We start from the raw sequence: 25,697 nt of genomic DNA, 5'->3' as shown, positions 1-25,697 counted from the left end.
CACGGCAGACAGGACCCTTGCTTTTACAACCATCAAAGTGGGGAAAAGAAACCGGGGAAACCCCGGGCCCGCCCCAGTTTTCCAGGGCCGGAAGGGGGGAGGAAACCCGACCGGGCCCGGAGGAACCCCGCCGCAACCAAGGGACCCGCCCCGCCGACAGCGGTGTATGAAAGCGGCGAAGCAGCCTTCACCGGCGCGGCGGCGCCACGTCCTTCCGAGGGGGAAAAACTGATTGAAAACCTGTACTACCAAATTGAAACGCTGGACTTCGACGCCACCGTCAAGCAGCTGGAAAACCTGTATCAAAGCCTGGGCGGTTATGTACAGGAGGCCAGCGTGGACGGTTCCTCCTTTGGAGGACTGCACAGCGCGCACTATGTCCTGCGCATCCCGCAGGAGAAAGCCGCGCAGGCGAAGGAAAAGGCCGGTTCGCTGGGAAATGTGATCCGGACGGAAACCAGCACCCAGAACGTGACCGACGAATACTACGACATCGAGGCGCGGCTCAAGAGCCTGCGCGCACAGGAAGAGCGCTTGCTGGCGCTGCTGGAGAAATCCGGTTCGCTGGAGGATATCGTGCAGCTGGAACAGGCGCTGTCCGAGGTGACCTATGAGATTGAAAAGCTGACTGGAACCCTGCGCAATTATGATTCGCTGATCAGCTATATGACCATCACGATCGATCTCAAGGAAGTCACGAAAGAAACGGAGATCAGCAAAGCGCCCATTACGCTGGGAGAACGCATCTCTTCGCAGTTCCACGACACAATGAACGGCTTGAGCGCGTTTGGGGAAGGCTTTTTGATCTTCCTGGTGGGCTGCTCGCCGGTTCTGCTGCTGATTGCGGCGATTGTGACAGTGGTTCTGCTGCTGGTGCGGCGTTCCAACAAAAAGCGCGGTGCGCGCCGCAAAAAGGAAGAAGAAAACGCGGCCAACCACATCCCCGATGCGCTGATTGGCGTACCGGGCCCGGTGGAAAGCAAAAATAACAACGATTCCAACGAGGAAACGAAACCATAAAAATAGCTGATTCCGAGAAAATCTCCGCGCGGAACAACAGGAAAACCACATCAGTCCATTTTTTGTTGCGCGTGGGTATCTTGAGATTTTCTATAAGCCATGGGCGCAATAAAAAATAAAAACACGGAGGAAAACACGATGAAAACCATGAAGAAAATCACCGCCGCGGCGCTGATCTGCGCGCTGCTGATGAGCATGCCGGGGCTGGGAAGCCTCACCGCGTCGGCGCAGGAGGAAAACACCATGACCATTTCCGCCGATCAGGAAAAGCAGAACTTCAACAGCGCGGCGGCGGACTTTTCTTTCAAGCTGTTCCAGAACAGTCTGAAGGAAGGCGAAAACACCGTCATTTCCCCCCTCTCCGTCTATTTGGCATTGAGCATGACGGCGAACGGCGCGGACGGCAACACCCGCAGCCAGTTTGAAACGCTGCTGGGCGCCGGAAAGAGCAGCATGGAGGAGATCAACCGCAACAGTGCGGAGCTGCTGTACAACCTGCGTTCCAATGAGGACCGCACGATGCGGATTTCCAATTCCATCTGGTTTGACACCGCGAAGGCGCTCCATGTCAACCAGCCGTTCCTGGAGACAAATGCAAAATACTATGGCGCGGGCGTATTCCAGCAGAACTTCAAGGATCCCGCCACGCTGGGCCAGATCAACAACTGGGTCAAGACCAGCACGGACGGCAAGATTCCGTCGATCATCGACAAGATGGACGACGACGCGATCATGTACTTAATCAATACCATCCTGTTTGAGGCGAACTGGATGAATCCGTATCCGGAAAACAAGGTGGAAAAGGGAACCTTCCACGCGCAGGGCGGCGACGTGCAGGCCACCTTCATGACTTCTGAGGAAACCTACCTGAACAAGGACGGCGCGAAGGGTATGCTGAAATATTTCCGCGACGGCCATACGGCGCTGGCGGCGATTCTTCCGCCGGACGGCATGAGCGCCGACAATTATGTCAAGTCTTTGACCGGCGATAAGTGGAATGCTCTGCTGAGCAGCGAGAACGGTACGCGCGCGAACGCGCATCTGCCGAAATTCAAATTTGAGTACGACGTCAAGATGGCGTCCCTGCTCCAGAAAATGGGCCTGACCGACGCGTTCAGCGTGCAAAACGCCAATTTTAAGACGCTTGGCACCTACGAGAACCGCAATATCTCCGTCAACGAGGTCCTGCACAAGGCGTTCATCGAAGTGGACGAAGCCGGCGCAAAGGCCGGCGCGGCGACCGCGGTCGAAATGATCGCGCGCATGTCCATGCCGATCGGCGAGCCGGTCGAATTGAAATTCGACAAACCCTTTGTCTGCGCAATCGTCGATACCGATTCCGGATTGCCGATCTTCCTCGCAACCATCCAGAAGCCTGCGGTAGAATAATAAAAAACCAGCTGACCCTGGGCAAAGAATCCCCATAAAGCGTAGAAAAACCGAAGTACCGCCGTCAATGAAAAGCACACTGCTTTCCCTGAGCATTTAAGGTATATGGGGATACCGGGGGTGTAGGGGGGCGTGAGTCGAAGTGATCCGGAGCCCAGCTCTCGCGCCCCCCTACGCGGTCTTTGCTTCCTTTCCTAACAAGACGGAAAGGAAGTGCCCGCCCGACATGAGGGCAAACCAGCGGTTTTCTCCCGCTTTATCAAAAGCGTAAAAAGATATAAGATTGCACATGCAATTATTTCGTTTGCTTTATGTAAAAGTGTTAATGGTAATCATGATTTTAATATAAAATTGCTTATGCAACAATTCCCGCAGGATTGTGTTATGTAGTAAGGTAGAAGTTTTAAACGAAATGTTGCTTGTGCAACAAGAATTCTTTTGTTTTGTAAAAGCAAGGAACCCCATTGTTTCCGCAATGTAAAGGATTGTTTTAATAAAATTTGTTTTACTTTTTTAAAGTAAAAAATCTTTACTGTCGCTTTTCAAAGCGACGTACACCCCCCGGCGAAAGCCGGGGAACCAAAGAAAGGCCCCAGAGGCAGCATCCTGCCTCATAAAGGACCCTATCACTCGTTCCCACTCCGCTCTTCTCAGGAAGAGAGTTCCGTTCTCTGCGGAGAACGGCAAAGGGCCCTGCCCTTTGATCCCGCCACCTTTTAGAAAGGTGGAAAAACATGTTTGGGTCATTGCCTATAAGGTGAAAAATGATCCTCGCCGTAGGCGCAAGCCGACTGCAAGTCAAGGAGGGATTTCAGGTGAAGCTGGCAAAAAAAACCCTTTCCCTTTTTCTAGCTGTTTTTTTACTGTTCACCACCGCTTGTGGTACTCCCACACCGGGAAAGACCGCCGAACCGGGTGTTACAACGCTGTCAGACGTACAGGACCTGATGGCCGATGTTCCCCCCAGCTCGGTGCCGGACATCGGGATTCCCAACGAGCCGTTTGAAAGCGGGTTGGCGAACTATTCCGTCAAGCTGTTTCAGCAGATACTTTCGGCGGAATCGTCGGACCAAAATCTGGTGCTCTCCCCCCTCTCCGTCCTCTATGCCCTCGGCATGGCGGCCAACGGCGCGGACGGCGAAACACGGAGTCAGATGGAACAGCTGCTCAGCGACGGGACGTTGAACGTAAACAGTCTCAATATTGGGATTCGCGGGTTGACGGAACGGTTGCAGCGGGAGGGCGACGCAGTGATGAAGGTTGGGAATTCCATCTGGTTCGACGGCGGCGAGAGCCTGTCCGTCAACCGGGAATTCCTGCAAACAAACGCGGACTATTTTGGTGCGCAGGCGTATCAGGCAGATTTCCGCAATCCCGAAACGGTGAAGCGGATCAACCAGTGGGTTGACCAACAGACGGACGGCAAGATCCGCGGGATCATCGACCGGCTGGACGAAAGCACGATGCTCTGCCTGATCAATACCATGCTGTTCTCCTCCGAATGGGAGTCGGTTTACCGCGAATATCAGGTACAGGACGGCGCTTTTCATGCATCGGATGGCGAGGTGCAGGTGAAGTATATGCTTTCCACGGAGCAAAGGATTCATGACGATACAGCACAGGGCGTTGTGAAACCCTTTGCGGACGACCGGTTTGCATTTGCCGCGATTATGCCTGATGACGAGGACATCGACGCATACGTGCAGTCCCTGACGGGCGAGACGCTCAGGAAGCTGCTTTCTTCTGCAAACGAACCGTATCCGGAGGGATATGTGCAGGCCGCGCTGCCGAAGTTCCGCTTTGCGTATGAAACAGAGCTGAGCCCGGTGCTGCAATCGATGGGCCTGAAGGATGGGTTTGATGCCGCGAAGGCGGACTTCTCCCCAATGGGAACGGTCGAAGGCGGCAATCTCTACATCGGGCAGGTGCTGCATAAGAGCTTTATCGAGGTGGATGAGCTGGGCGCGAAGGCCGGCGCCGCCACCGCGGTGATCATGGACGCGGGCGGCGCGATCCCGGCAATGAAGGAAATCAACTTTGACCGCCCGTTTGTGTGTGTCATTTACGATACGGCGACCAGACTTCCTCTGTTCCTGGGGGTTGTCAAGAATCCCTCCACGGAGGACGAAGAGGGCACGCAGGATGAGCTGCCGGAGGAAGACGCGGAAGCGCTGGCGATCTATCAGGCCATTTTCGACTGGCTGGTGGAACAGGACCCTGCCCTGAGCGACGGCGAGCTGACCGCGATCGACACCTCCACGCTGGAACATCTGTCCGATGCGGGGAAAGAGGTGTTCCTGCAATATGTCCAAAAGATGCGCGGCGGAACGGTCAGGGATGCGACCAGGGAACAGCTGAAACAGGAAGGGCTGTTGGATCCGGACAAAGGGATCGAAGACGGTTGTTCGATCAAGCTGTCCTATGAGAAGCAAAGCGACGGGTCGGTTCATTTTACAGCGGATTTGTACAGCGGCCCTCTGGGCGCGATCGGCACGGACGAGGGGGTTCTGCAAAACCGGTCCGGCGTTTGGACCGCGGAGGAGAATTTTCCCATCTGGATTTCATAAGGAAAAAGCGGCCCCCGCGGGGGCCGCTTTTTGTCTGCCCGTATTTCAAGGCGGGAAAAAATCGTGCGTTTTTCACCCGGATGTGGTAGGATGGATAAAAGGAGGTGCGGACATGCTGAAAAATATCTGCTGTATTGAGCTACGCAGCGGCAGCAAAGAGGAGGTCATGCCGGATTTCCAGCCGGACTTTCCCTACCTTGCCTCCTATGTGGACTTTGACCAGTGCGCCGGCCGTTTTGTGCCGTGGCACTGGCATAAGGAAGCGGAGCTGTTCTATGTGGAAGAAGGCGTGCTGGAATACCGCCTGTCCAGAGGAACGGTGGTGCTCCCCGCCGGGTCCGGCGGGCTGGTCAACTCGAACGTGCTCCATATGACGCGGGCGCAGCAGGACAACGTGCGGACCACGCAATTCAACCACATATTCGACGTTTCCCTGATCGGGGGATGGCAGGGAAGCCGAATTGAGCGGAAGTACATCACGCCGTTTGTCACCGCGCCACAGGTGGAGATGGTCGCGCTGCGGCCCGAGGCGCCAGAGCAGGCGCAAATTTTGGAGGCGCTCCGCGCATCCTTTCAGATCACGGAGGACTACGCATATGAGGTTCGGCTGCGCGCGGCGCTTTCCGATCTCTGGTGCCGGATTTTTGCGCTGGCGGAACCCCTGCTGCGGGAAAAGGCGCGGCGCGACAAGACAAGCGACCATCTGAAAACGATGATGGCCTACATGCACGAACACTATGCGGAGAGAATTTCCGTGGCGGAAATCGCCGCCGCCGCGTTTATCAGCGAGCGCGAGTGCTACCGCGCGTTCCGAGACACACTGCACACCACGCCGGTGGAGTATTTAAAAGGATACCGCTTGCAGCAGGCGTGCCAGCTTCTGGCGCAGGGCGGGGAATCCCTCACGTCCATCAGCCAGTCGTGCGGCCTGGGCAGCAGCAGCTATTTTGGAAAGGTCTTCCGGGAGGCGTTCGGCTGCACACCGCAGGCGTATCGCCGTGAATGGCAGGAAAGTGACAAATTCAGGCGGAAATAACATAGTTTTACAAAAAAACTTGCACTATAATAAGATTGCAAGGGCGATAAGGCATAAGGCAATACCTGACTCGCGGCAGTCGCCTGACGGCGGCTGCCTTTTTTTATGAATGGAGGGGCGTGCAATGATTAAACTGCGAATTTTTAACATGAAGGAATTCCTGCGGACGGTGGACCAGTGTACCGGGCCGGTAAACCTGCTCTATCCGGACGGCAGGAAGGAAAACATCAACAAGCAGTACCAGGTACAGAGCGATCTGCAGGAGAAGCACCGGGAATATCATCGTTGCCTGCCGCTCTCGCTGGAAATTCCCGATCCGAAGGATTACCAGCAGATCGTTTTCTATGCCATCGGGGACTGCTAGTGTGGGGCTGTATGAATTGGGACGTAATAAAACAAGGCGAAGGGATGAATTTCCCTTCGCCTTGTTTTATTATGTATCGCATCCATGATGCCAAATAGATTATGAGAGCGGATGCAGGTTCATTGAACGGACATGGGGAAGATTGCGTGCCAGTTCGCCGCAGTCAAAGGGCTTGCCGTGCCCGGGATAGATCCGCGCGGGCTTTGCTCTCAGAATGGTTTCCCACGATTGCGCAAAGGCGGTTTTGTCCTCCGCCCAGATGGTGATCCGATGAAAGCTTGGGAAGCCATTCATTGCGGCGTCGCCGCAGAACAGCATGCCATCGCCGCGGAGCAGGGAGAGGGAATCGGCGGTGTGTCCCGGCGTAAAAAGGATTGTCCCGCCTAGCAGCGCGCCGATTTTCTCCCGGTTTCTTTCGGATACCAACAGGCATCTTGAAGCGTGGTGCCGTTCCATGGAAGGGAATCGGTGTGCGCCTTTTCCAAACAGCTTCATCAGGCGGCAGAAGGCGAGCGCCGTGCGACTTGTGCAACCGCCGAAAAAGGAATTCTGCCCCTGGTATAGGGTTTCCGACGCGTTGGCGCTCATGACGACTTGCAAGTCCGATACCTCAGACAGTAGACGATTTAAAAACCCCGCGTGGTCGTCATGTACGTGTGTCAGAAATACATAGCGGATGTGTTCCAGTGGGATGTTTTGTTGTAAAAGGCGTCTTTGAAAGGACGCAAATCCGTTTTCATATCCGGTATCGACCAGGACGTACCCGTCCGCGATGGGATACAGCCAGGCGTTCACGATGCGGTTTCCAACATTTAACATGGTGCGGTTCTCGCTTTCAAACGTTCTAACCCACGGATGCTTTATAAAAGCAGAACCGCAAATTTACTTGGCGGAGCAGAGCCGTTGCACGGCTTCCTGCTCGTCGGCCACAAAGAAAAAGTCGTTTCCCTGGTTGCTCTCGTAGATAAAATCCCGGAGCGGTTTACTGGTGTACCGTGAAAAATCTCCGTAGATCGCCAGCTTGACGCCGTAGTTAATATACTTTTGCAGGATTTCTCCGGCGACGCCCGTGCTGAGTATGAAAAAATCCTCGGCGACGGCTTTTTTATCAATGGCGATGCGGTCTGTCTCTGCCTCGAACTTGGCTGTCATGATAAGATCCAGCGCGGACTGTGTGTCCCGCAGGACGGTCTCGCCGCCCTTCGGCGTAATGACAGCGGCTTTGATTCCGTTGACAGAGGCCTTTTTTATGTTCATGGGTTGTATCCCTCCCTTTTAAATGGTTTTATGATGTGGAGTCTCCCCCGCCGCTTGCACAACCGAACGGTATAACAGGATGAGTGCGGAACCGATCAGCAGTCCGCCCAAAAGGTCGGTGAACCAATGGTCGCAGGAAAGGAACCGGCCGACCACCGTGACGGCGATAACGGTCACGGTAAATACGTCAAACGCGGCCCTTGCCGCTCTGTTTTTTACAAGATAGTGAAACTGCATTACGGCAGTGGCCATGATACAGTAGACAAACAGAACGTGTGAGGAAGGAAAGGACGGCTCCAATCCCCCATCGATCAGGGCCGGCCGGTAATTGACGACACAGGTTTCAAACAACACGTAGACGGCGGCGGTCAGAATGTAAAACCCGCCCAGAAGCAGCAGGCTGCGGTCGACCTTTTGGAAGCTTCTTCTGTGCAGCAGCTGTGCCAGCCCGGTGATGGCAAAACCGGCTGCCGTAAGGAGCGCGAGAATACCGATCCAATCCGTGACCGTATACCAAAAAGGCTGAAAGCCGGTCTGCTGAAACAGGAACCGATTGATGGTGGCGAACCCTACCATAGACTGCTCCGGGCCGATTGGCTGCACGTCGACCGTTTGGACCAACAGTGTGAACAGGATGGACGCCAGGAAGAACAGCCCGGTGAAGAGAAAGCTGCGTTTCGTTTGTTGTTGCATGTCGATGACTCCGTTTCTGTACTGATTTCGGATATTTGATCCGTTATCAGCGTAGTACGGAGCCCGTGAAAAAGAAAGAATCGCACCGTCACAGGGACGATACGATTCGTGTCATGCCCGTTTGATCAGCAAAATACCTTTTAACAGCAGGGGGAAGAAGATCAGCATCGCCGCATACGACTGTTGGCTGAGGACAAAAACCATTGTGCCCAATATGGACAGCATAAGAGACAGCGACGCGCTGCTTTTCAACCAGCATGGATTTTGGACGGATTGCAGCGCGAGCGTCAGGACACCCCAAAGGGTGGTTGCAGCAGTCCAAATAAAACAGGAAACCCGGGTAAAGATGGACGCCTTTACAAGAGAAAGAAGGGGGACCATTTCGATCATGGTTTCCCCCTGCTGGCCGAACAGCGGCAGAAAGAGAATCAGGGCCGCCATGCCGTCCAGAACGCCGAAGACCGTTGTGCGGATCGACCGGGTTTTCTCTTTGCTTTCATTCTCCGCAATCGTGATCAGCTCTTCGCCGGACAGCAGGTCGTCGATAGATACGGAAAACACCTTGGAAATTGCTTTCAGGGAGTCGATACTCGGGGTGCCGCGGCCGGACTCCCATTTGGAGACCGCCGTGCGGGAAACGAAAAGCTGTTCCGCCAGTTGTTCCTGCGTCCAGTGGCGGTCCGGCGCAGTGTTTGTAATTTTTCTGAAAAATCCATATTCCCTACCTGTATGGTCCTGTCATGATGAAACCTGTTCTTTCGACGCATAGGCCCCTTCCCACTCGCATACCGCCGTCAATGCGGGCAGCAGCGCGGCGCCCTTGTCCGTCAATCGGTATTCCACCTTGGGTGGGATTTCCTGGTATTGTTTGCGGGAAACCATCTTGTCTGTGTAAAGTTCTTTTAGGCTCTGGCTGAGCATCATGTCCGTGACGCCGGCAACCGCATGCTTCAGCTCGCTGTAACGCAGGCCCTTGCCGTCCCGCAGGGCCCAAAGGATCCGGCATTTCCATTTGCCGCCCGCTGTCTGCAAAAAGTAGGACAGCGGCGCGTCGGGCAGGGCCTGTTCCACCGGCGTGTCCGCCTGTGCCGGTGGAACGGAGGTGGATGCTGCCGGAACCGCCGGGCGCTTGGCCCGCTTTTTTTTTTTTTCCTTTTCCTTTTTCAATGCGCCGCCTCTTTTCCTCTTTTTTACTCCGTCTTCCTGAGCGGATTCTGTAAGCTGATCGTATCATGTTTTCGGGGTGGTTGCAATCCCCAAAGAACAAAAAACAGCCCGCAAAAGCAAAATATCGCGCCCAACGCCAGTGCGGGAACGACGGACCGTTCCGCCAGCCTGCCAAACGCCAGGTTCGTGCCGACCGCCGCCAGATTCATGGCGAACGAATAGGCGGACAACACGGTCGCGCGGTTGGCGATAGAGACGCGCCGGTTTAGAAGATCGGAGCGCAGGGGCAGGAACAGCGCTTGTGCCGCCCGCAGGACCGCCACAAGGACAACGGAAAGCAGGGGCTGTGCAAAAGCTGCCAGCAGGATACAGGCGGCGCCCGCCATGCCGAACAGCCAGCTGGCCCCCCCAGCGCCCCCCCCAAAAGGACGAGGGAAGGGGGGGACTGGGAAAAAGCCCCGGCGGGCACACGGGCGGCGCCCGCCATGCCGAACAGCCATTTGACGGCCCGGCGCTCGCCCAGCCGCGCAGCCAGCCGGTGAGAACGCGCCGCCGCCAGTCCGGCCAGCGTCAGCACGACGGAGCAGAACCCCATTGCGGCGGACGGGATGCCGCTGCGCAGATATTGCAGCTGGCTTAAAAAGACCGTGATGGCCTGGTCGGTTTCCGCCAGCAGCGCCGCGCCCAACAGGAACAGCAGAAACCGGCGGTCCTTCAGGAGCAGCGCGGCCAGCTCACGCGCCCGCGGGCGCGGCGCGTTGTCTTCCTTTGGGACATCCCGCAAAAACAGGGACAACAGGAACGCCGCCCCGTAGGAAAAAACGGACAGCAGGGCAGACAGCCGGTAATCGTCCCGGATCAACACGGAGAAAACGACGCAGGCCAGCACAAGGCCCGCCGTATTCAGCGATTCCCAGAGGCCGAACATGCGGCGCGTTTCCTCCGGCGGGCAGTTCGTTCCCCCGGCGGACAGGAAGAGATAGGCTGTGTCGCAGCCGGAGAGCCCCGCGAGGACGGCGGAGAGCAGCAGCCGTTCGGCCAGAAACAAGGCGAAGCCGTCCGCCTGCCAAAAGATGATTTTAGACAGGAAATATAGCAGGTGGCACAGCACCAGCGTGTTTTTGTAGCCGATGCGGTCCGCCAGCCACCCCCACGGCAGCTCCAGCGCCAGGCTGAGCGCGAGCGAAAGGCTTTCAATTAGGGTGATTTCAAAAATGCCGACGCCGTTCGCCTGCCGGTACAGCGTGGAAACCGGCGCATAAAACAACAGGCCCTGTAAAAACGCGATGGTGTAACAGAGCTGGATATTGCGTTTCTGCATCGTAAATACCTCAATTCATCTGATTTTGATGCAACAAAACAAGACCTCCCGTCGGGAAGCCTTGTTTCAGATGGATGGGTTTAATGCAGAACGTGGTTCATTTGGAAACTCCTTTTATCGTGGTTCGGCAGTCCTGCGCACCGCCTCCGCCCTGGAAAAAACGCAGCCGCAGTAATCCTGCCGGTAGAGTTGATACGTTCGGCTCAGCTCGATGGAACGCTTGTAGCCGTTGCGCTTTTTAAAATCGGAGAACAGGTACGGAACCCCGTAGGTTTCCGCCAGTTCCGCGCCGATGGCGTTCAGTTTCTCCGCGTTTTTGTACGGGCTGATGGACAGCGTGGTGGTGAAGAAGTCGCAACCGCGTTCCCGGGCGGCGCGCGCCGCTTCCTCCAGCCGCAGCCGGTAACAGGCTTCGCAGCGCGCCCCACCCTCCGGCTCCTGTTCATGCCCTTTGGCAATGGCAAAAAAGCGCTCCGGGTCGTATGCACCGGATACCAGCTCCACAGGCCGCGCGAGGGGCATTTCACGCAGCAGCCGCCGGATTTCGGCTTCGCGCTTGTGAAATTCGCTTTCCGGGGAAATATTGGGGTTGTAGTTGAACAGGACGATCGAGAAAAAGCGGGACAAATATTCCAATACATAGCTGCTGCATGGCGCACAGCAGGCGTGCAGCAACAGGGTGGGCGCCGTCCCCTCCCGCTCCAAAGACGCGAGCTGTTTTTCCAGCTCCTTCTGATAATTGTGCTTCAGGTTTTCCACGGTTTTCCCTCTTCCTGTTGAAAATGTTCCTGGTTCTGCGGCGGACACAGCAAATGCTGATAGACCGCCGTGTGTTTCTCATCCACGTCCACGTCGTGGTGAACATGGCCAAAGTACCATCGTTTGTATTGCAGCCGCCGGTCGATCTCCTCCAGGAAGCGGTTCAGCTCCTCTTCGCTTTCGCGCTTGCGGAACTGCCGCACGATGGAGAGCGGCGCGGTGTGCGTGAGCACGTAGTCCACCTGAAAATTGGCGGCCAAAAGCGTTTGCATGGCCTCGCCGTACTCGCGTTCACAGGGCATCTCCTCTTTCCACCACGAGACGCCCTCCGTGCGGAATTCCACGTCGCCGGACGCACCGCCGCCCAGCACAAAGAAGGTGCTGCCCTCCAGCGTGTAAAGCTGGCCGCGCATCAGGTGGATGACGCTGTCCGTGATGCGGTGGACCTTGCCGCCGTTCCAGCAGGTGACGGGATAGCGGTTCAGCAGGTCAAAATTCTCATGGTTGCCGTCGAGAAACAGCGTGGTGAATTTTTTGCGGCCAAACCAGTTCAGCCAGAAGCGGTCCGCGCCCCGCGGACCGGCCCAGACGCCGCCAAAGTCGCCGCAGATGATGACGTAGTCGTTTTTGTGCAGCCGCCGCTGTTCCGGGAAGGCCTGCGTCGTCAGCTTGGCGACGTCGTACGGAATGTGCGTATCGCCGGTGATGTAGATCATGCGGCCTTCCCCCTTTTTCTCATTGTAACAATTCGGCGGCAATTTTGCAATTGCGGGGTGAAAAATCCTTTCCTTGCGTGGGATATTCCCTCATGCTATACTATAATAAAGATAATGAAACGGGGTTTAAGCGTTTTTAAGGAAAGGAGGAGGACAATGCTGGAGGAAAAGGATTTACAGGCAATTGCGCAACTGATGAGAACAGAAATTCAGGCAAGTGAAGAGCGGATGCAGAACTATGTACAGAGTGAAGTTCGTGCAAGCGAAAACCGTACCCATGCGTTCATCGAATCCGGTTTGATGAAGCAGGTCCGTCTGCTGGCGGAAGGCCATGAGCAGATTCTGGAGCGTCTGCCGGAGGCGGAGGAAATCGACAGCCTGCGCAGCCGCGTGCGCACGCTGGAACGGATTGTGACGGAGCACAGCCAGGAAATCGGCGAACTGAAGCGTACGCAAAGAAATAAAATGCAGAGTTAAAGCCTGTTGCCACCGTGATGTGTGACGACAGGCTTTTTAAAATAAAAGTGAGGCGATGAGATGGACAAAATCGTGAGCTGCTGCGGATGCGTTTGTTCCGAATGCCAGTATTTTCCGGATGCGTGCAAGGGTTGCCCGGAGATACAGGGAAAGGCCTTCTGGCTGGCATACACCGGCGAACCGGTGTGTAAAATTTACGACTGCTGTGTCAACACAAAGCGCCAGCCTCACTGCGGTCTGTGTGGGGAGCTTCCCTGCCGCCGGTACGAAGGAGAGGACCCGACGAAATCCCCGGAGGAAAACGCGGAGGATCACCGAAAACAGCTGGAGCAATTGCGCCGCATGATGGAAGCTGAAAATTCATAAGCCACGGCGGAAGGCTGTATCTTAGAGGGGGCGCTTTGTAAGGACGGCGGAAATTCTTCTTAATCGCCCGGACAATTGATTGAAATGGGGAATGGAGATGCAACTGCAAAAAGGACAAAAAATAAAATTGGCGGATGTGACCGCGAGCCGGCAGATCAACTTGAACGTGCAAGTCGGCATGAAAACCGGAACCGCCGATGTGACCTGCTTTGGTGTTGACGCGCAAGGAAAGCTGTCGGACGACCGCTACTTTGTTTTTTACAATCAAAAACATACACCGGAAAATGCGATTACCATGAACGCAGAGGGGACGCGCACGCGCTTTTCGATTGATCTGCAAAAACTGCCCTCCTTTATCAAAAAGCTGGTTGTCACCGTCGCGGCTGACGGCGATGTCACCATGCGCGACATTCAGCGAGGGACCCTTTCCCTGTCCGCTGACCGGCAGGAGGCCGCGTCGTTTTCGTTTGCAGGGGGCGATTTTACCCAGGAGAAAGCGCTTATCCTCTGCGAACTCTATGAGAAGGACGGCATATGGCGCATGTCCGTTGTGGCGAGCGGTTTCAACGGAGGGCTGAGCGCGCTGCTGGCACATTTTGGGGGTGAAGAAATCAAATCCCCGGCTCCGGCAAGTTCTCCCGCGTCGAAACCAAAGCCGGCGAAACCCGCTCCAGCAGCAAAACAGGCGGCACCTGCCCCGGTTTCTCCCGCGCCGCCAAGGCCTACAAAGATCAATCTGGTGAAAAGCGGCGACACGCATCACATTAATTTGCAGAAAAACAGCGGGGAAATTCATGCAAACCTGAATTGGAGCGTCGGGAGGAGGGGGCTGTTTGGCACCCGGGCCAATATCGACCTTGACCTTGCGTGCCTGTACCGTTTAAAAACAGGCGAAACGGGTGTTGTACAGGCGTTGGGAAAGGCTTTTGGCTATAAGACGAAGCCCCCGTATATCCGGCTGGATCAGGACGACCGCACGGGGGCGAGCGTGAACGGAGAGAATATGGTTTTCCGGAAGCCGGAGACGATTGATTTCGCTGTCATTTTTGCGTACATCTATGAGGGAACGTCAAACTGGAACGCCACGGACGCGACGGTGGTTTTAAAGCAAAGCGGTTCTCCGGATATTGAAATCCATATTCAGAATTCCAGCAACCGCGACCGCTTCTGCGTAATCGCCAGTTTGTCGGGCCGCAACGGGCAGCTGGAGGTAAAACGGGAGGAGCGGTTCTTTACCGGACATAAAGAGATTGACCGGTATTATCACTTTGGCCTGCGGTGGACGCCCGGCAGCAAATAACCGGATTCCTTTGCAGCCGAATCCCGTTTGATACAGGCGCTGGACGCAAATACGGAGGATTGGGACAGGCCGTGTGCATTTGATCGGTAACCCAAAAATAACTACAATAGAAGGGTTGGATCGTGAGGAGCACGCAGGGCAAGTCTGCCCGGCGTGCTCCTTTTGGATGTTTTTATACGTATCGCGGGGATCGTCCGAATGAATAGATTCCCTGATAAAGCAGAATTTCTAAGAACGAAGACAACAGATTGTCTTCTGTAATTAACGTAAAATCGGGGCCGTATTGGTTCCGCTCGATGCGCAGGGCCTGCAAAACCGCAATCTGGTAATCGTCCTCCGGCTGAAGCTTGACATCGTATTCCGCGCCGTTAATTTTCAGCTTGACGGTATAGCCCGCGTCCAGCGGTTCAGCGTGGGCCTCCTCCATCAGGGAGCGATGAAACCATTCAAAGCGCGATTCACTCAATTGCCGTATAATCATAAATTCCAATTCCTTTCTTAGTGTATTCCGGCACGACTTGAAAGGAATTGCGGCGCATGGTATAATATTTACGCCGCATTTGCCTTTTGGCGTGTGCCGGTGCGGGGAAGTGACGTGTTGCTGTGGTAAGGGTGCGTCACTTCCTTATTTTTTCAGGTCGTCCTTCAACTTCTTAATCCCGCGCCTTGCGGCCTCCGCTCTTGTTACATTTTCCTGTTTGCAATAGGCTTCCAAAGCGTCGTTGCTTTCATTATCAAGGCGAACAAAGAGTGTTTTGTCCTTGGGATTATCCGTAGGACGTCCTATTTTTGGACTTGTCAAACGTTCACCTCCTTTTGATATACATAAGTATATATTAATGTATATCAAAAGTCAAGGTGAATCTGCTAAAGTTTTCTTTCTGACGGGGAAACCCGGCACGGCTTGAAAGGAATTGCGACGCATGGTATAATATTTACGCCGCATTTGCCTTTTGGCGTGTGCCGGTGCGGGGAAGTGACGACTCTTTTCGTAGGGGGTGCGTCACTTCCTTATTTTTTTAGGTCGTCCTTTAACTTCTTAATCCCGCGCCTTGCGGCCTCCATCCTGTTGACGTTTTCTTGCTCGCAATATGCTTCCAAAATCTGCTTACATTCTTCGTCGTACTTGACAGCCATTCGGTATGGTTTGGGATTATCCGTTTTAGGGCCTCGTTTGCCCATTTCTATCAAACACCTCCTAACAGAAACAGGGTCACCCTCATCATAGAATGGGGTAACCCTGTTTGTCAAGAGTATTAAGTGTCTATTGGGTATTTTAGCTTATTTTTTATTTCCGGTTCCAGTTTAGCAATCCCGCGTCTTACTGCTTCGGCAGTTGAGATGGATTCCTGCGTACAGTAGGTAAGCAGGATTTCCTTAGATTTTACATCTAATTTAGCACTAATCTTATAGGATTTGGGATTGTCCGTTTTGGGACCTCTTTTTTTACCCGATTCCAGTAAATCACCTCCCAACAGAAATAGGGCCGACTTAATTATGGATTAGGTCGGCCCTATTTGTCAAGGGTGTTAGATACTTATTTTAATTTTACTTGGATTTTATTGTGTTTTTAAAAAGCTGATGCCAAAATATAGAATAAATTATGTTATACTACCATTAGAGAAGTACATACAGAAAACACGTTATATATGGTATCAGTCATCGTAACAAAAAACAGGAGGAGTGCAAAAATGCCTGAAATTTCATTGTTTTATGGAATCCGCATCATGATGTTCTACAGTGATTACAATCCGCCGCATTTCCATGCGGAATATGCCGGATACAAAGCTTTAATCGATATTCTAAATGGCTGTGTAATGTCTGGTTCTCTTCCCGGGAAGCAGCTAAAACTCGTTCTGGCATGGTGTGAAATCCACAAAGACGAATTGATGCAAAACTGGGAGCTTTCCAAAGACGCAAAGCCTCTGAACCGGATCAATCCCCTGATCTGATGAAAGGAGTAGGAATATGTACTTTTTTCCAAAAGTTGTACAGACGATCCCCGGCGATGATTTTACCGTGTATGCCTATTTTATCGATGGCACGGTACGTCTGGTAGACATAAAACCGCTGATTGAAAAAGGCGGCGTTTTTGCACCGCTGGGCGATGTGGATTTTTTCAAAAGCCGCCTGACCGTGTTGAATGATACGGTTGCATGGGATATGACCGGTGACCGGGATGAGACCGCCTGCATTGATTTGGACCCAATTGAAATTTATAAAAGTGCGGTTGTAGAGGATCCATTGCGGAATATGGTCTGATGGTGTGGATACCGTCTTTTTGTTTTAAACGATACAGCAGTTAAGCATTTAAAAAACGCGATTGTGTAAATAGTAAAATTGCTTTGCACATGCTCCCTCTACCTGATAGATAGGGCTTAAAGGGAAACAGTGGTCAGTGTCCCTTGTTCAGGCGGCTGTCCGCTGTATGGAATTTAAGTCTGAAAACAAAAACAAGAGGGAACGATTGCTCGTTCCCTCTCTTTGCTAATAAGAATTAGGTGGGGTGACATTCCCACATCTCCTAACAATGGGTGACGGCTGCCCGTTCCGTCCTCTAATTCTTATTAATTATATCTTTTGTATTATTAGTATATGCTATTCATGGGATTTTGTCAAGGATTTTAAGGTGCCTTTGGAAATGAAGCGGATAGCTCTTTCTGTATTCAAAGTATAAAGAGATCGGACAAAATACTTACCGATAGAAGATGCTCTAACAGCAACCTTTACAAAATCTCCATCTATTAAAAATTCCTTAACGTATTCAATAGATTGATTCTTAGCATTAAGGCCAACAAAGTCGGGTTCGTTAACAATCAAGCCGATGTATTTTCCATATTTATTGTAATCAGATGGATGCTTGTTTATAATATGTTCTATATTTGAACTTCCTAAGTAAATCGGGGTCCCTTCCGATACAGAAAGAGATAAAGCATGTATTACCTCTGATTTTATTTCTCCTATTTTCACGGGATATATGTTATGTTCCGTTGACGGTTCCTCCAATTTTTGCTTAAAATAATTGATTGCATGCGGTGCTTCATATCCGCCAAAGGGCTTTGGTATGATGTCTGTTTAGGGGATACATTCATGGAGCCTTTTACTCATATTGCTTCATGTTCTTCTTTCTTTTTCTTAAATTTTTTGATGTTGATCACGTCTATTAAATTATAATACTATTTCGGCTACTTAACAAGTATACGATAAATAAGACAATAAAAAAGAGTCACAATCCTTTCGGAATTAGGTATGACGTCGCTTTATTGACCTGACTTGAACAAAAGTTGAACGTTTTCAAAGCTTAACGGCTATATACGCGCCAAAAGAAAAAAGACTGTCTTTGTGACAAACTTTTGCCCTTGCTACATTTTCTTGTTAATAATATTACACTAAAACACCGCTGTTTTTAGGGTAATATATGCTGAGAAAATCAGCAAAAGGAATAAGCGCATTTCTTAATTCGATAATCCTGCGGTGGAATATAAGAATAAGCCGACTTGTAGCACGCGCGCCCGAAGTAGAGGCGAGGAAAAGCGTCCAGTGGACGGTTTTGCCGCCGACGTCCCTTCCCAAGAACACGAGCCTCGCAAGGCGAAGTGCGATTGGAGGATGTCGGGACGCGCCAAAAGAAAAAAGACCGTCTTTGTGACAAGCACAAAAACAGTCTTTCTTTTGGCGCGCCCGAAGGGACTCGAACCCCTGACCTCTTGATTCGTAGTGTGGATTTTTGCGTTTCTTTACTTTTCTTAATGTGCCAAAAATGGCGGTTTCAAGCCGTTTTTTAGACTTCGCCTTTCCTTGTTCTGTCCTGCTTTTTCTTGAACATTCACCACTTTCTTGAACAAAAGTTGAACACGAGTTGAACAAAAAGAACTCATCCATTTTATCGGTTTCCTCTCATTTGTGTAATTCTATCACGCATAATTTTCATGGAATTTTCCGGGCACTTTATGTAATGCTCGCGCGTTTCCATGACTTCCAAAAACAGTTTCTGAGCTTTTTCGCGTGTGATTGGTTCGGCTTTGCCCCTCTCGCTATTATCTGCAAACGTGCCATGTATATTATTTTTTAAATCCGTCGTGTGTTTTCGTGCAGTCTTTCGTTTTTCATCTAACTGAATTACTTTTCCCATACAGAATTGAGGATATTTAGCGTGTTCTGTGCAGAATAAGTCTTGACTTTTGTTTGTTTTTTGTGTAAAGTCTATGTAGATGATATTGCTCTTTGCGCTCTGTACGGTTGCAGCCGACAGGGCGCTTTTCTTTTGTCCTGGCATCAACAGACCTTCTTTCTATGCCACAGTAAACCGTCTGATTGTGGTTTCTCTGGTGAACGCGGCGTACAGTTCAGGCCGGGCGGCCTTCAACGCTCCTTCCTCTGTGAGGTGTGCGCAGGCATTCAGCCGCTCGCGCTCGCTGCCTTCTTGCTTTTCATCCAACGGTAAAGGCTACCCGGCAATTGCTTTGTAGGATTGCACCCATTCACATTCTGTTTTCAAGGTACAGCGGCTTTCATCGGATACGCCGGAACCGGTGGTGTCTTTCGCCCATACCCACAGCGGACTTTCTGGCTAAGTTCTAACCCCGTCTTTATCTGGCTGGCGGTGAACCGTTCATCAAAAGGAAATCGCCCTGTGCGTCTCAGATACTTTACCTCCTACACTTTGGAGCACCTCAACCCGGAGTATTCAGGGCGCTTGCCGCGCTTCCTTGTTCCCTTTGACTATCTATATTATACACTTAAATAATGTGTATGTAAATTGATTATATACACAAATATTAAGTGCATATACTGTGCAATTTATACACTTGATATTTGTGCATATATGATGTATACTATTATTGGAAGGGTGTGATATTATGCCAATAGTGTATAAAATAGATGTCATAGCAGCTTTAAAAGCAGCGGGTTACTCTACGTATAGGATACGGAAAGAAAAATTATTAGGTGAAGCGACTTTACAGAGGTTACGCAACAAAGATACTGTATCGTGGGAAAACATTGCTACAATATGCAAACTATTGAATTGTCAGCCGGGAGATCTTATGGAGTACATGGAAGAACAGGAGGCCGACAAAGAATGAAGGTATACACAATCATCGGCGGCGTAAACGGAGCGGGGAAAAGCAGTCTGACCGGCGTTCTGCGTGCGGAAACAACCAACCTCGGTCGGGTGATCGACGTGGATAAGATTACGGCTTCCCTTGGCGGCGATCGGCTGGCTGGCGGGAAGGCGGCGATCCGGATGATAAACGAATGCCTTTCAAAAGGCGTCTGCTTCACGCAGGAAACCACTTTGTCAGGCCAGCGGACAGAGAAAACCGCCCGTCGGGCGCGGGAACTCGGTTACTTCATTCGCTTGTACTATGTGGGCCTGGACACGTCCGCAGAGAGCCTGAAGCGCATCAGGAACCGCGTTGAGAAGGGCGGGCACGATATTCCACGGAATGACGTTCTGCGACGCTTTGAAAGCCGGTATGAGGACGTGAAGCGCATTCTTCCCTATTGCGATGAAGCAACGTTCTACGACAACGACAACGGCTTTACCGCTGTGGGAGAGTATCGGAACGGGGAAGTGCTTCAACTCGGCCAAAAATGTCCGGGGTGGTTTTCTGATCTTCTGAGAGCCATTGAGGGATAAAGCCAGGGAAAAGGGAATCGAACCATAAAAGCACAGCGGACAGCCACCCAAATGAGGGAAGCTGCCCGCTGTTTCTTTTGAATCGCTCTATTTATCAGAGAATCAGGTAGGGGGGATCACGTGCGAGGCCCGCGTGTATTTTGGAGGGTGGGGCTTTCGGTCGTTTCGGCCTGCCCCTAACTACTTTTTAAGGGGGAGTGGTTAATATCGCATTCTTTCACAGAGCCGCATCCGTGCCGCCGCAGCACGATTAAAATGAGCGGAATCAATACCCAAAAAGGCCGTGGGGAGTTTTTGCGGGGAAAAAGAGGCCTTGCGGTATTGCACCACGCCAACTGAAACTTTTTTCATAGCCCCCGCCCCCCCTGACGGCATGATAACCGCTGTTCTGTTTGAATATTGCGGCGGACGACCGCTGGATATTCGCCGTTTAAAGCCCTGGACGGCCACAGGAGGCGTTTTCTCCTAAATCTCAATAACTTCCAAGTGTGAAACAAAGAACGCCTTATACGGGTGCACATCGGTAATTGATAAACGCACATCAAAGCGGCGCACCGTCTTGCTCTGTTTCAATTTGAAATCGGTCACCGGTGATCGATTTCAGCGGGACAACGTTCCCGGCCCGCCGCTCTTCCTGCATGGCCTTGCTGCACGGAACTCAATAGACCGCTGCGCCGTAGAGGTCAAAACCTCCATCCATGTCCGCGATCTCCGCAAGGTCAACGGGGAATTTCGCGCCGCACCGTGGACAGGTGGTGAAGCGTTCTCCGCCGCGCATATTCCGCAGGGCTTTTCTTTCGATCTGCCGGACGCGCTCCGGGCTTAAACCTTCCCGCTGTGCGCAGTCTTTGAATGTGAGGCCGTCGTAGTACCGGGCACGGAGAACTTCGCTTTACTGCTTGTCCAGCATGTCCATCGCCTGTTGCAGCGCTGTGTAAAGCTGCCGGGTATATTCTCGTTCTTCCGCATCCTCAAACGCGCCGGCCGCTGTGGGATCCTCCACCAGTTCCAAAAGGGAAAGGTCGTCATCTTCTCCGGCGACAGCTTCATCTAGGCTTGCAGATCTGTCCAGCGGGCGGGGCGCGCGGTTCCCCCGGTATCCGATCAGGGCGTTGAAGCGATTCTTTGCGTGGAAACGAAGGTAGGAATTGAACTTGTATCCCTTCGCCGGGCTGAAATCCTCCACGGCATCTATCACGGCCAGAAACGCTTCCTGCTGGACGTCCTCTATTTCCACTCCGCAGGAAGCGCAGGCGGGCCGCTGGGCGTGAAAGAACTTGAATGCGAACAGGAATACTAGGCGCTTGACCTGCTCCCATAACTGCGCGGCGGCGGCCTGGTCTCCAGATTGTGCCATAACCGCCAATTCTTCATTGGACAGCGGTTCACGCGTTTCCCCGGCGTTCGGTTGCTCGGTATTCGTTCAGGCGTTCGCTCGCTTTCCTCTGGCTTCAAAAGGCGGGATTTCTTCTGTTCGCCCTTTGTTCATTCTCTGTTCGGTCATTGCAAAACCTCTCCGGAAGATGTAGAGTAGAGATAACCTTTCCTACCGTTTGGCCGTCCTCCGGGGCGGTCTTTTTTATATCACAGTAGCGCCTATATCAAACCGCTGTGAAGTTCTACCTTTTGGAAGCTTCTTTTTGATCGCTTGTTTCCCGGTAAATTCACTTCCAGCTTTACGCATTTGAAGGTCTGGTATAGATTCCCTTGAATATCTGTGCCAATGTTCCAGTTTTTGAGAAGCCTGTACCCCTTGGGTGCAGAAGGCTGCCGCTTCAGTATATCGGCGCGTTTAATCTCCCTTATCTCAACAATGGGCTTTTTCAAGTTATGGCTTCCGCTCCATCTACGGGCATACTTCCGGCGCGGTTCTTTTGCGTTTTCCTGCGCTTTATCGCCTTTAGAAGGCTTGTTTTCCGCTGTGAGGTACTTCGATAGGTCTTCAAAGTTGTATGCTTTATCCAGCACAGAGGCCATAATACGGCCATGCTTCCATAACTCCGTAATTGTTTCCAGTGGTAATGCGTTCAGAATGACATGGTGATGCCACTTTCCCTGCTTTTCTGTAATCGTTATGTATTTGAGTTCTGAAAGGCTATGATCCTTCCTGTATTTCCGGACACGGCGCTGAAAGTCGCTGATTTCCTTTTTAGCGGTTTTCTCACTCACTGGTTTTCTGTAAGTCAGTGTTACAAACAGGTCACCTTTTCTTCCGTCAAAGTTCGCATTTATCAACCGCATCAGTTTCTTCTGTGCGTTCCGGTTGTTCAGATCCTGCTGCCCTTTGCTTGTTTCATTCTCTTTCAGGCTCTTTGGCATTTTGCTACCGTTACAAGTTGCATAATACCGTTCAATCTCTAATAAATCTCCGCTGATGATACGCCGTTCCAGATAAGGCACTTTCACAACTCCCTTCTATTGCACTGGATTTACTACCTGCCCCTAAAAGATAAGCTTATTTACAAGGACAATTACGGTCAAAAGGCCGCTATTGTCCTTTTTGATTATATGGAATTGTTTTTCAAATACTGTTCTGCCGGTCTAGCTGCAACCTCTATTTTATTAATGCGTGACCGCATGGAACAGAGAAAGTGACGAACTTCTTCCTTGTCATCCGCTCCGGGGATAAAGTATCCTTGTGGCCTTTCAGTTGCAGACAGAATCAACTTTCCATTTGCGCGTAAATTGTGGATGTCCTGCATCAGGGCGCGAACACTCCGATACCCGGCACGGGCCGCCAGTATTTCCGCTGTGATTGCATTCTTTCTCCCTACAGGTATGTACTTCATTAAATCCACTTGTCAGCGCCCCTTTCATCTTTCAGAAATGCGGCGTATTTGCCCGAAAGTCGATACCTGCACGGGAGCGCTGTTCCCCTTGCGAACGAATTCGCGCACGTTATCCCATAGAAGCAGCGCTTTTGTTCCAGTCTGGACAGCGGGAAGTTCTCCGGTCTTTACGAATCGGCGTAATGCCTTTTCGGCCAGCGGGATCCCCTCCGCTTTACACCGCTGTGCGGTCTTGTGGATACTCGCCAGGTCATCAAATTCCATTATTCACCCTCCTGTGCCAGTTCTGCAATGATCGTTCTGATTTTTTCTTTTTCTCCGTCTGGAAGCTCATGGCGAAGCTTGCGAGAAAGGCTTGCGTCTGCGATTCCCAATTTATCGGCAATTTGCCAGAGTTTTATTCCACGACCTGCGGCCTCCAGACGGATTTCTTGATTTTTGACACCCATCGTTTAATTCCTCCTTAAAGTTGTTGTTGACTTCTTCGTTTGACTGCTCTATAGTTATTTTAGTAAACATCAAGATCATTGTCAAGCTAAAGAGATAAATAGCTTCGATTGATAATTTTTGAAGAGGTAGGGCGAACAAAATGCGAACAAAAGAAGCAAAGGAAATGAAATTACCTATCTTTGCAGAAAGATTCGGACGATTACGCGACAACATGACACAAGCTGAATTTGCGGATTTTTTAGGAATTTCTAGGCCTACTGTTGGATTTTATGAAAATGGAGAAAGAATTCCCGATGCATCCGTTCTCATCAAAATTGCAAAGAAGTGTAATGTATCTACAGACTGGCTGCTTGGAATTAGTGACAATAAAAATGCAGATAACCGCACAATAGGTGAAATTACAGGGTTAAATGATGAAGCTATTGAATTTTTGTCTATGTGTAAAATGTCCGAATCTAAGCAAATAGATGCTTTTGCATCATTTCTTTTAGAGAATACGGAATGTACTCCCGTTGAGATTGAACAAATGAAATCTACCAATGCGTTTAATATGGGAGAAATTAAACCTATTGACATAGTGAACGATGTTTTAACTTCTGAATCCTTTTTTGCTTTTTTGCAATTCTTTTGTAATAGTATAAGGTACGCCCAAAACTTTCATGAATCAAAACATCGAAATTGTTCAATAGATGATAATGCAGTTTTAAATATCAAAAAATATTTGCCAGAAGGATACACAATACTACCCTTTTTTAACATGTCAGAAAACGAGTTTTTCAATTCGATGCATACAATAAGTTTTATAGCACTCGAACTGAGGGAAAAATACCTGAATGACCTCCTTGAAAATATTAATCGTGATATAGATGATGATTAGGAGGGAATAAAAATGCCGAACATAACGAAGCGGACGAATAAAGACGGTTCTACTTCCTTTCTAATCCGTGTTTACGTGGATGAAACCGGCACCGGCCACCAGATCACAAAGAGCATGACATGGCGGCCCTCGGCCAATATGCGCCCTTCCGCAGCGGAAAAGGAAGTAGTGAAGCAAGCGGCCTTGTTTGAAGATAAGGTCAAGCACGGAATGGTTGCTTTCGACGGAAAGACTACCTTTGGGGAGTACGCGATGAACTGGGTGGATAACGCCCCTATAGCCCCGGCAACCAAACAAGGATACCAGGACTTGATGAAAAGGATTGTTCCTGCGCTGGGCCATATCCGTTTGGAAAAATTGCAGTCGCATCACCTGGAAGCATTCTATAAAAATCTTGCTGAAAGTGGTGTGAATCTCAACAAGCATTACGCCGAATCCGATAAACTGAAGCCAGTCATGGAAGAACGCAAGATCAGTTGTGAAAAACTGGCGAAATTATCAACCCTTTCTCCGGCGTCCGTACAATCGGCGGCCAGGGGAAAGCATGTAAGCGTTGCGACGGCGGAGAAGATCAGCGCCGCATTGGATTTACCCACGAATGAACTTTTTGTAGTTCATAAGAGCAATGCCGGCTTATCGCAGAATTCCATTTTGCATTATCATCGACTTATTTCCGCTGTGCTGGAAAAAGCAAAGCGTGAACGGTTGGTACCGTTTAACGTTGCAGGGGAACACGCTGCCGCGCCGCGAGTTCCACACAAGGAAGCAAAATACCTGGACGACGATCAAGCCCGCACGTTCCTTTCTTTGCTGCTCAACGAAGAAGACCTCCGCATGAAAACCGCGCTTGTTCTGCTCCTGTTTACCGGGGCACGCCGTGGGGAATTGTGTGGGCTTTCCTGGCCGGATATAGACGAAGGGCAGGAGCTTGTTCACATTCTCCGCGCTTCCCAGTACCAGCCGGGTAAAGGCGTCGTAGAGGTGCCGACGAAGAACACCGGAAGCGTTCGGGCGGTGAAGCTGCCGTCCTTCGTATTCGAGCTGTTGACACAGTACCGCGCATGGTGGAACAGTCAAAAGTTGCTGTATGGCAAGTCCTGGAAGGGACAGGCGCAGCGGCTTTTCATTCAGGAAGACGGAAGGCCGATAAACCCGGCAACAATAAACTTCTGGATGAAAAAGTTTTTGAAGAAGCATGATTTCCCATATATTACGCCGCACAGCTTGCGCCACACCTTCGCCACGTTGCAGATCACGGCGGGCGTGGACGTGCGGACACTTCAAAGCCTGACGGGCCACGCGCAGGCAAGCACACTGGTAAACATCTATTCCCATGCAATCAAGAGCAAACAGGCGGCGGCCTGTGACGCATTGGCGGGCGTACTCCTGCCGGAAAACAAGGCGCAAACAAAATAAAAAAAGCGGCCACAATCTTCCCCAAAGAAGACGTGACCGCCCCTTTTTTTGACCTGACTTGAACAAAAGTTGAACATTTTCGATTTTTTTCG

37 protein-coding genes and 1 pseudogene are annotated in these 25,697 nt (G+C 51.4%); 15 read left to right on the top strand and 23 right to left on the bottom strand.

All coding sequences use genetic code 11. From position 1 onward, the window contains the following. The 5 genes from BN2106_RS00245 to BN2106_RS00220 all read left to right on the top strand — a co-directional run. A partial coding sequence (locus tag BN2106_RS00245; RefSeq protein ID WP_154666363.1) for a DUF4349 domain-containing protein occupies window positions 1-1,020 on the top strand: 1,020 nt, incomplete at its 5' end. A 138-nt stretch (window positions 1,021-1,158) separates the two neighbouring features. After that, on the top strand, window positions 1,159-2,409 hold the full coding sequence (locus BN2106_RS00240) for a serpin family protein (RefSeq protein WP_195891737.1): 1,251 nt from the start codon (window positions 1,159-1,161) through the stop codon (window positions 2,407-2,409). 815 nt (window positions 2,410-3,224) lie between these two features. Beyond that, on the top strand, window positions 3,225-4,976 hold the full coding sequence (locus tag BN2106_RS00230) for a serpin family protein (protein ID WP_050696574.1): 1,752 nt from the start codon (window positions 3,225-3,227) through the stop codon (window positions 4,974-4,976). A gap of 112 nt (window positions 4,977-5,088) precedes the next feature. Next, window positions 5,089-6,012 carry an AraC family transcriptional regulator gene (locus tag BN2106_RS00225; RefSeq protein ID WP_407921732.1) on the top strand — a complete coding sequence of 308 codons (924 nt, stop codon included), beginning with the start codon at window positions 5,089-5,091 and terminating at the stop codon, window positions 6,010-6,012. A gap of 124 nt (window positions 6,013-6,136) precedes the next feature. Further along, window positions 6,137-6,376: a hypothetical protein gene (locus tag BN2106_RS00220; RefSeq protein WP_050696573.1), complete on the top strand. Its 240-nt coding sequence runs from the start codon at window positions 6,137-6,139 to the stop codon at window positions 6,374-6,376. A 99-nt stretch (window positions 6,377-6,475) separates the two neighbouring features. Here the strand turns inward: BN2106_RS00220 and BN2106_RS00215 are convergent, their stop codons facing one another. The 10 genes and pseudogenes from BN2106_RS00215 to BN2106_RS00175 all read right to left on the bottom strand — a co-directional run bounded on the left by BN2106_RS00215 (window position 6,476) and on the right by BN2106_RS00175 (window position 12,289). Next, window positions 6,476-7,195, bottom strand: a complete 720-nt coding sequence (locus tag BN2106_RS00215) for an MBL fold metallo-hydrolase (protein WP_050696572.1) — start codon at window positions 7,193-7,195, stop codon at window positions 6,476-6,478. A gap of 63 nt (window positions 7,196-7,258) precedes the next feature. Then, window positions 7,259-7,633 carry a DUF4180 domain-containing protein gene (locus BN2106_RS00210; protein ID WP_050696571.1) on the bottom strand — a complete coding sequence of 125 codons (375 nt, stop codon included), beginning with the start codon at window positions 7,631-7,633 and terminating at the stop codon, window positions 7,259-7,261. Between the two features lie 18 nt (window positions 7,634-7,651). Then, on the bottom strand, window positions 7,652-8,326 hold the full coding sequence (locus BN2106_RS00205; protein ID WP_050696570.1) for a phosphatase PAP2 family protein: 675 nt from the start codon (window positions 8,324-8,326) through the stop codon (window positions 7,652-7,654). 111 nt (window positions 8,327-8,437) lie between these two features. Next, the gene (locus BN2106_RS00200; protein ID WP_242846215.1) at window positions 8,438-8,887 is read right to left on the bottom strand and encodes an XRE family transcriptional regulator; all 450 of its coding nucleotides are present in this window, start codon (window positions 8,885-8,887) and stop codon (window positions 8,438-8,440) included. A gap of 27 nt (window positions 8,888-8,914) precedes the next feature. Continuing rightward, window positions 8,915-8,983, bottom strand: a pseudogene (locus BN2106_RS16640) (XRE family transcriptional regulator); the annotation flags it as partial. An 81-nt stretch (window positions 8,984-9,064) separates the two neighbouring features. Then, a complete protein-coding gene (locus BN2106_RS00195; protein WP_050696569.1) occupies window positions 9,065-9,493 on the bottom strand; it encodes a winged helix-turn-helix transcriptional regulator in 429 nt (142 codons plus the stop codon). A 23-nt stretch (window positions 9,494-9,516) separates the two neighbouring features. Continuing rightward, the gene (locus BN2106_RS00190; RefSeq protein WP_050696568.1) at window positions 9,517-9,816 is read right to left on the bottom strand and encodes a hypothetical protein; all 300 of its coding nucleotides are present in this window, start codon (window positions 9,814-9,816) and stop codon (window positions 9,517-9,519) included. Further along, complete coding sequence (locus BN2106_RS00185; protein WP_050696567.1) at window positions 9,759-10,814, bottom strand: MFS transporter; 1,056 nt, start codon at window positions 10,812-10,814, stop codon at window positions 9,759-9,761. Before BN2106_RS00185 ends, BN2106_RS00190 begins: the two co-directional genes overlap by 58 nt. Before the next feature lie 114 nt (window positions 10,815-10,928). Continuing rightward, on the bottom strand, window positions 10,929-11,573 hold the full coding sequence (locus tag BN2106_RS00180) for an epoxyqueuosine reductase QueH (protein WP_050696566.1): 645 nt from the start codon (window positions 11,571-11,573) through the stop codon (window positions 10,929-10,931). After that, window positions 11,561-12,289 (bottom strand): metallophosphoesterase family protein, encoded by a 729-nt coding sequence (locus tag BN2106_RS00175; RefSeq protein WP_050696565.1) that lies wholly within the window; start codon window positions 12,287-12,289, stop codon window positions 11,561-11,563. The genes BN2106_RS00180 and BN2106_RS00175 overlap by 13 nt, the downstream gene beginning before the upstream one ends. A gap of 156 nt (window positions 12,290-12,445) precedes the next feature. On the opposite strand from BN2106_RS00175, the gene BN2106_RS00170 reads away from it, so the two are divergent. From BN2106_RS00170 to BN2106_RS00160, 3 genes are all read left to right on the top strand, one after another. Then, on the top strand, window positions 12,446-12,766 hold the full coding sequence (locus BN2106_RS00170) for a hypothetical protein (protein WP_050696564.1): 321 nt from the start codon (window positions 12,446-12,448) through the stop codon (window positions 12,764-12,766). Window positions 12,767-12,826: 60 nt separating this feature from the next. Next, window positions 12,827-13,132, top strand: a complete 306-nt coding sequence (locus tag BN2106_RS00165) for a DUF3795 domain-containing protein (RefSeq protein ID WP_050696563.1) — start codon at window positions 12,827-12,829, stop codon at window positions 13,130-13,132. Between the two features lie 97 nt (window positions 13,133-13,229). Beyond that, on the top strand, window positions 13,230-14,432 hold the full coding sequence (locus BN2106_RS00160; RefSeq protein ID WP_050696562.1) for a TerD family protein: 1,203 nt from the start codon (window positions 13,230-13,232) through the stop codon (window positions 14,430-14,432). Between the two features lie 172 nt (window positions 14,433-14,604). Here BN2106_RS00160 and BN2106_RS00155 read toward each other — a convergent pair whose 3' ends face one another. The 3 genes from BN2106_RS00155 to BN2106_RS15895 all read right to left on the bottom strand — a co-directional run bounded on the left by BN2106_RS00155 (window position 14,605) and on the right by BN2106_RS15895 (window position 15,614). Beyond that, complete coding sequence (locus tag BN2106_RS00155; RefSeq protein WP_050696561.1) at window positions 14,605-14,913, bottom strand: hypothetical protein; 309 nt, start codon at window positions 14,911-14,913, stop codon at window positions 14,605-14,607. Between the two features lie 144 nt (window positions 14,914-15,057). Next, the gene (locus BN2106_RS16335; RefSeq protein WP_195891736.1) at window positions 15,058-15,234 is read right to left on the bottom strand and encodes a hypothetical protein; all 177 of its coding nucleotides are present in this window, start codon (window positions 15,232-15,234) and stop codon (window positions 15,058-15,060) included. A gap of 209 nt (window positions 15,235-15,443) precedes the next feature. After that, a complete protein-coding gene (locus tag BN2106_RS15895) occupies window positions 15,444-15,614 on the bottom strand; it encodes a hypothetical protein (RefSeq protein WP_154666361.1) in 171 nt (56 codons plus the stop codon). A gap of 509 nt (window positions 15,615-16,123) precedes the next feature. Between BN2106_RS15895 and BN2106_RS00150 the strand changes: the two genes are divergently transcribed. Both BN2106_RS00150 and BN2106_RS00145 read left to right on the top strand, forming a co-directional pair. After that, window positions 16,124-16,384 (top strand): DUF4160 domain-containing protein, encoded by a 261-nt coding sequence (locus BN2106_RS00150; RefSeq protein ID WP_050696560.1) that lies wholly within the window; start codon window positions 16,124-16,126, stop codon window positions 16,382-16,384. A gap of 16 nt (window positions 16,385-16,400) precedes the next feature. After that, window positions 16,401-16,694 carry a DUF2442 domain-containing protein gene (locus tag BN2106_RS00145; protein WP_050696559.1) on the top strand — a complete coding sequence of 98 codons (294 nt, stop codon included), beginning with the start codon at window positions 16,401-16,403 and terminating at the stop codon, window positions 16,692-16,694. Between the two features lie 336 nt (window positions 16,695-17,030). Here BN2106_RS00145 and BN2106_RS00140 read toward each other — a convergent pair whose 3' ends face one another. From BN2106_RS00140 to BN2106_RS15890, 4 genes are all read right to left on the bottom strand, one after another. After that, window positions 17,031-17,402: a PBECR3 domain-containing polyvalent protein gene (locus BN2106_RS00140; protein WP_050696558.1), complete on the bottom strand. Its 372-nt coding sequence runs from the start codon at window positions 17,400-17,402 to the stop codon at window positions 17,031-17,033. A gap of 414 nt (window positions 17,403-17,816) precedes the next feature. Beyond that, window positions 17,817-18,314 carry a hypothetical protein gene (locus tag BN2106_RS00135; RefSeq protein WP_050696557.1) on the bottom strand — a complete coding sequence of 166 codons (498 nt, stop codon included), beginning with the start codon at window positions 18,312-18,314 and terminating at the stop codon, window positions 17,817-17,819. A gap of 1 nt (window position 18,315) precedes the next feature. Then, a complete protein-coding gene (locus BN2106_RS00130; protein ID WP_050696556.1) occupies window positions 18,316-18,708 on the bottom strand; it encodes a hypothetical protein in 393 nt (130 codons plus the stop codon). A 15-nt stretch (window positions 18,709-18,723) separates the two neighbouring features. Beyond that, complete coding sequence (locus BN2106_RS15890) at window positions 18,724-18,870, bottom strand: hypothetical protein (protein ID WP_154666360.1); 147 nt, start codon at window positions 18,868-18,870, stop codon at window positions 18,724-18,726. Between the two features lie 421 nt (window positions 18,871-19,291). Here BN2106_RS15890 and BN2106_RS00125 point away from each other — a divergent pair, with 421 nt between their 5' ends. Beyond that, entirely contained in the window at window positions 19,292-19,516 is a 225-nt protein-coding gene (locus BN2106_RS00125; RefSeq protein WP_050696555.1) for a helix-turn-helix domain-containing protein, read from the top strand. After that, window positions 19,513-20,073 carry an ATPase gene (locus BN2106_RS00120; protein WP_050696554.1) on the top strand — a complete coding sequence of 187 codons (561 nt, stop codon included), beginning with the start codon at window positions 19,513-19,515 and terminating at the stop codon, window positions 20,071-20,073. The genes BN2106_RS00125 and BN2106_RS00120 overlap by 4 nt, the downstream gene beginning before the upstream one ends. A gap of 201 nt (window positions 20,074-20,274) precedes the next feature. On the opposite strand, the gene BN2106_RS15885 is transcribed toward BN2106_RS00120, so the two are convergent. Further along, the gene (locus BN2106_RS15885) at window positions 20,275-20,424 is read right to left on the bottom strand and encodes a hypothetical protein (protein ID WP_154666359.1); all 150 of its coding nucleotides are present in this window, start codon (window positions 20,422-20,424) and stop codon (window positions 20,275-20,277) included. A 208-nt stretch (window positions 20,425-20,632) separates the two neighbouring features. On the opposite strand from BN2106_RS15885, the gene BN2106_RS16635 reads away from it, so the two are divergent. Then, the gene (locus tag BN2106_RS16635) at window positions 20,633-20,899 is read left to right on the top strand and encodes a hypothetical protein (protein WP_050696553.1); all 267 of its coding nucleotides are present in this window, start codon (window positions 20,633-20,635) and stop codon (window positions 20,897-20,899) included. Window positions 20,900-20,965: 66 nt separating this feature from the next. Here BN2106_RS16635 and BN2106_RS00110 read toward each other — a convergent pair whose 3' ends face one another. From BN2106_RS00110 to BN2106_RS00090, 5 genes are all read right to left on the bottom strand, one after another. Then, window positions 20,966-21,430 carry a sigma-70 family RNA polymerase sigma factor gene (locus tag BN2106_RS00110; RefSeq protein ID WP_050696552.1) on the bottom strand — a complete coding sequence of 155 codons (465 nt, stop codon included), beginning with the start codon at window positions 21,428-21,430 and terminating at the stop codon, window positions 20,966-20,968. A 239-nt stretch (window positions 21,431-21,669) separates the two neighbouring features. Further along, a complete protein-coding gene (locus BN2106_RS00105; protein ID WP_154666358.1) occupies window positions 21,670-22,473 on the bottom strand; it encodes a rolling circle replication-associated protein in 804 nt (267 codons plus the stop codon). Window positions 22,474-22,577: 104 nt separating this feature from the next. Further along, window positions 22,578-22,871 (bottom strand): hypothetical protein, encoded by a 294-nt coding sequence (locus tag BN2106_RS00100; RefSeq protein ID WP_050696550.1) that lies wholly within the window; start codon window positions 22,869-22,871, stop codon window positions 22,578-22,580. 15 nt (window positions 22,872-22,886) lie between these two features. Beyond that, a complete protein-coding gene (locus tag BN2106_RS00095; protein WP_050696549.1) occupies window positions 22,887-23,126 on the bottom strand; it encodes a hypothetical protein in 240 nt (79 codons plus the stop codon). Next, complete coding sequence (locus BN2106_RS00090) at window positions 23,126-23,311, bottom strand: hypothetical protein (RefSeq protein ID WP_050696548.1); 186 nt, start codon at window positions 23,309-23,311, stop codon at window positions 23,126-23,128. Before BN2106_RS00090 ends, BN2106_RS00095 begins: the two co-directional genes overlap by 1 nt. 140 nt (window positions 23,312-23,451) lie before the next feature. On the opposite strand from BN2106_RS00090, the gene BN2106_RS00085 reads away from it, so the two are divergent. Both BN2106_RS00085 and BN2106_RS00080 read left to right on the top strand, forming a co-directional pair. Then, a complete protein-coding gene (locus BN2106_RS00085) occupies window positions 23,452-24,189 on the top strand; it encodes a helix-turn-helix domain-containing protein (RefSeq protein ID WP_050696547.1) in 738 nt (245 codons plus the stop codon). A gap of 12 nt (window positions 24,190-24,201) precedes the next feature. Beyond that, on the top strand, window positions 24,202-25,605 hold the full coding sequence (locus BN2106_RS00080; protein WP_050696546.1) for a tyrosine-type recombinase/integrase: 1,404 nt from the start codon (window positions 24,202-24,204) through the stop codon (window positions 25,603-25,605). The last annotated feature ends 92 nt before the right edge of the window (window positions 25,606-25,697 follow it).

It is taken from the genome of Anaeromassilibacillus senegalensis, assembly GCF_001261775.1.
GTDB classification, from domain to species: domain Bacteria; phylum Bacillota; class Clostridia; order Oscillospirales; family Acutalibacteraceae; genus Anaeromassilibacillus; species Anaeromassilibacillus senegalensis.
Note: the sequence above shows the minus strand (reverse complement) of the source record. Positions and strands in the feature narration are given on the sequence as shown.

Bases quoted from the DNA above. Each gene is read 5' to 3' on its own strand.
- BN2106_RS00110 (WP_050696552.1), bottom strand. From the start codon at position 21,430: ATGGCACAATCTGGAGACCAGGCCGCCGCCGCGCAGTTATGGGAGCAG.
- BN2106_RS00095 (WP_050696549.1), bottom strand. From the start codon at position 23,126: ATGGAATTTGATGACCTGGCGAGTATCCACAAGACCGCACAGCGGTGT.
- BN2106_RS00170 (WP_050696564.1), top strand. From the start codon at position 12,446: ATGCTGGAGGAAAAGGATTTACAGGCAATTGCGCAACTGATGAGAACA.
- BN2106_RS00120 (WP_050696554.1), top strand. From the start codon at position 19,513: ATGAAGGTATACACAATCATCGGCGGCGTAAACGGAGCGGGGAAAAGC.
- BN2106_RS00205 (WP_050696570.1), bottom strand. From the start codon at position 8,326: ATGCAACAACAAACGAAACGCAGCTTTCTCTTCACCGGGCTGTTCTTC.
- BN2106_RS00175 (WP_050696565.1), bottom strand. From the start codon at position 12,289: ATGATCTACATCACCGGCGATACGCACATTCCGTACGACGTCGCCAAG.
- BN2106_RS00080 (WP_050696546.1), top strand. From the start codon at position 24,202: ATGCCGAACATAACGAAGCGGACGAATAAAGACGGTTCTACTTCCTTT.
- BN2106_RS00155 (WP_050696561.1), bottom strand. From the start codon at position 14,913: ATGATTATACGGCAATTGAGTGAATCGCGCTTTGAATGGTTTCATCGC.
- BN2106_RS00085 (WP_050696547.1), top strand. From the start codon at position 23,452: ATGCGAACAAAAGAAGCAAAGGAAATGAAATTACCTATCTTTGCAGAA.
- BN2106_RS00150 (WP_050696560.1), top strand. From the start codon at position 16,124: ATGCCTGAAATTTCATTGTTTTATGGAATCCGCATCATGATGTTCTAC.
- BN2106_RS00125 (WP_050696555.1), top strand. From the start codon at position 19,292: ATGCCAATAGTGTATAAAATAGATGTCATAGCAGCTTTAAAAGCAGCG.
- BN2106_RS00210 (WP_050696571.1), bottom strand. From the start codon at position 7,633: ATGAACATAAAAAAGGCCTCTGTCAACGGAATCAAAGCCGCTGTCATT.
- BN2106_RS00215 (WP_050696572.1), bottom strand. From the start codon at position 7,195: ATGTTAAATGTTGGAAACCGCATCGTGAACGCCTGGCTGTATCCCATC.
- BN2106_RS00165 (WP_050696563.1), top strand. From the start codon at position 12,827: ATGGACAAAATCGTGAGCTGCTGCGGATGCGTTTGTTCCGAATGCCAG.
- BN2106_RS00185 (WP_050696567.1), bottom strand. From the start codon at position 10,814: ATGCAGAAACGCAATATCCAGCTCTGTTACACCATCGCGTTTTTACAG.
- BN2106_RS00220 (WP_050696573.1), top strand. From the start codon at position 6,137: ATGATTAAACTGCGAATTTTTAACATGAAGGAATTCCTGCGGACGGTG.
- BN2106_RS15895 (WP_154666361.1), bottom strand. From the start codon at position 15,614: ATGGGCAAACGAGGCCCTAAAACGGATAATCCCAAACCATACCGAATG.
- BN2106_RS00135 (WP_050696557.1), bottom strand. From the start codon at position 18,314: ATGGATGAGTTCTTTTTGTTCAACTCGTGTTCAACTTTTGTTCAAGAA.
- BN2106_RS00145 (WP_050696559.1), top strand. From the start codon at position 16,401: ATGTACTTTTTTCCAAAAGTTGTACAGACGATCCCCGGCGATGATTTT.
- BN2106_RS00090 (WP_050696548.1), bottom strand. From the start codon at position 23,311: ATGGGTGTCAAAAATCAAGAAATCCGTCTGGAGGCCGCAGGTCGTGGA.
- BN2106_RS00130 (WP_050696556.1), bottom strand. From the start codon at position 18,708: ATGCCAGGACAAAAGAAAAGCGCCCTGTCGGCTGCAACCGTACAGAGC.
- BN2106_RS15885 (WP_154666359.1), bottom strand. From the start codon at position 20,424: ATGAAAAAAGTTTCAGTTGGCGTGGTGCAATACCGCAAGGCCTCTTTT.
- BN2106_RS00225 (WP_407921732.1), top strand. From the start codon at position 5,089: ATGCTGAAAAATATCTGCTGTATTGAGCTACGCAGCGGCAGCAAAGAG.
- BN2106_RS00160 (WP_050696562.1), top strand. From the start codon at position 13,230: ATGCAACTGCAAAAAGGACAAAAAATAAAATTGGCGGATGTGACCGCG.
- BN2106_RS00240 (WP_195891737.1), top strand. From the start codon at position 1,159: ATGAAAACCATGAAGAAAATCACCGCCGCGGCGCTGATCTGCGCGCTG.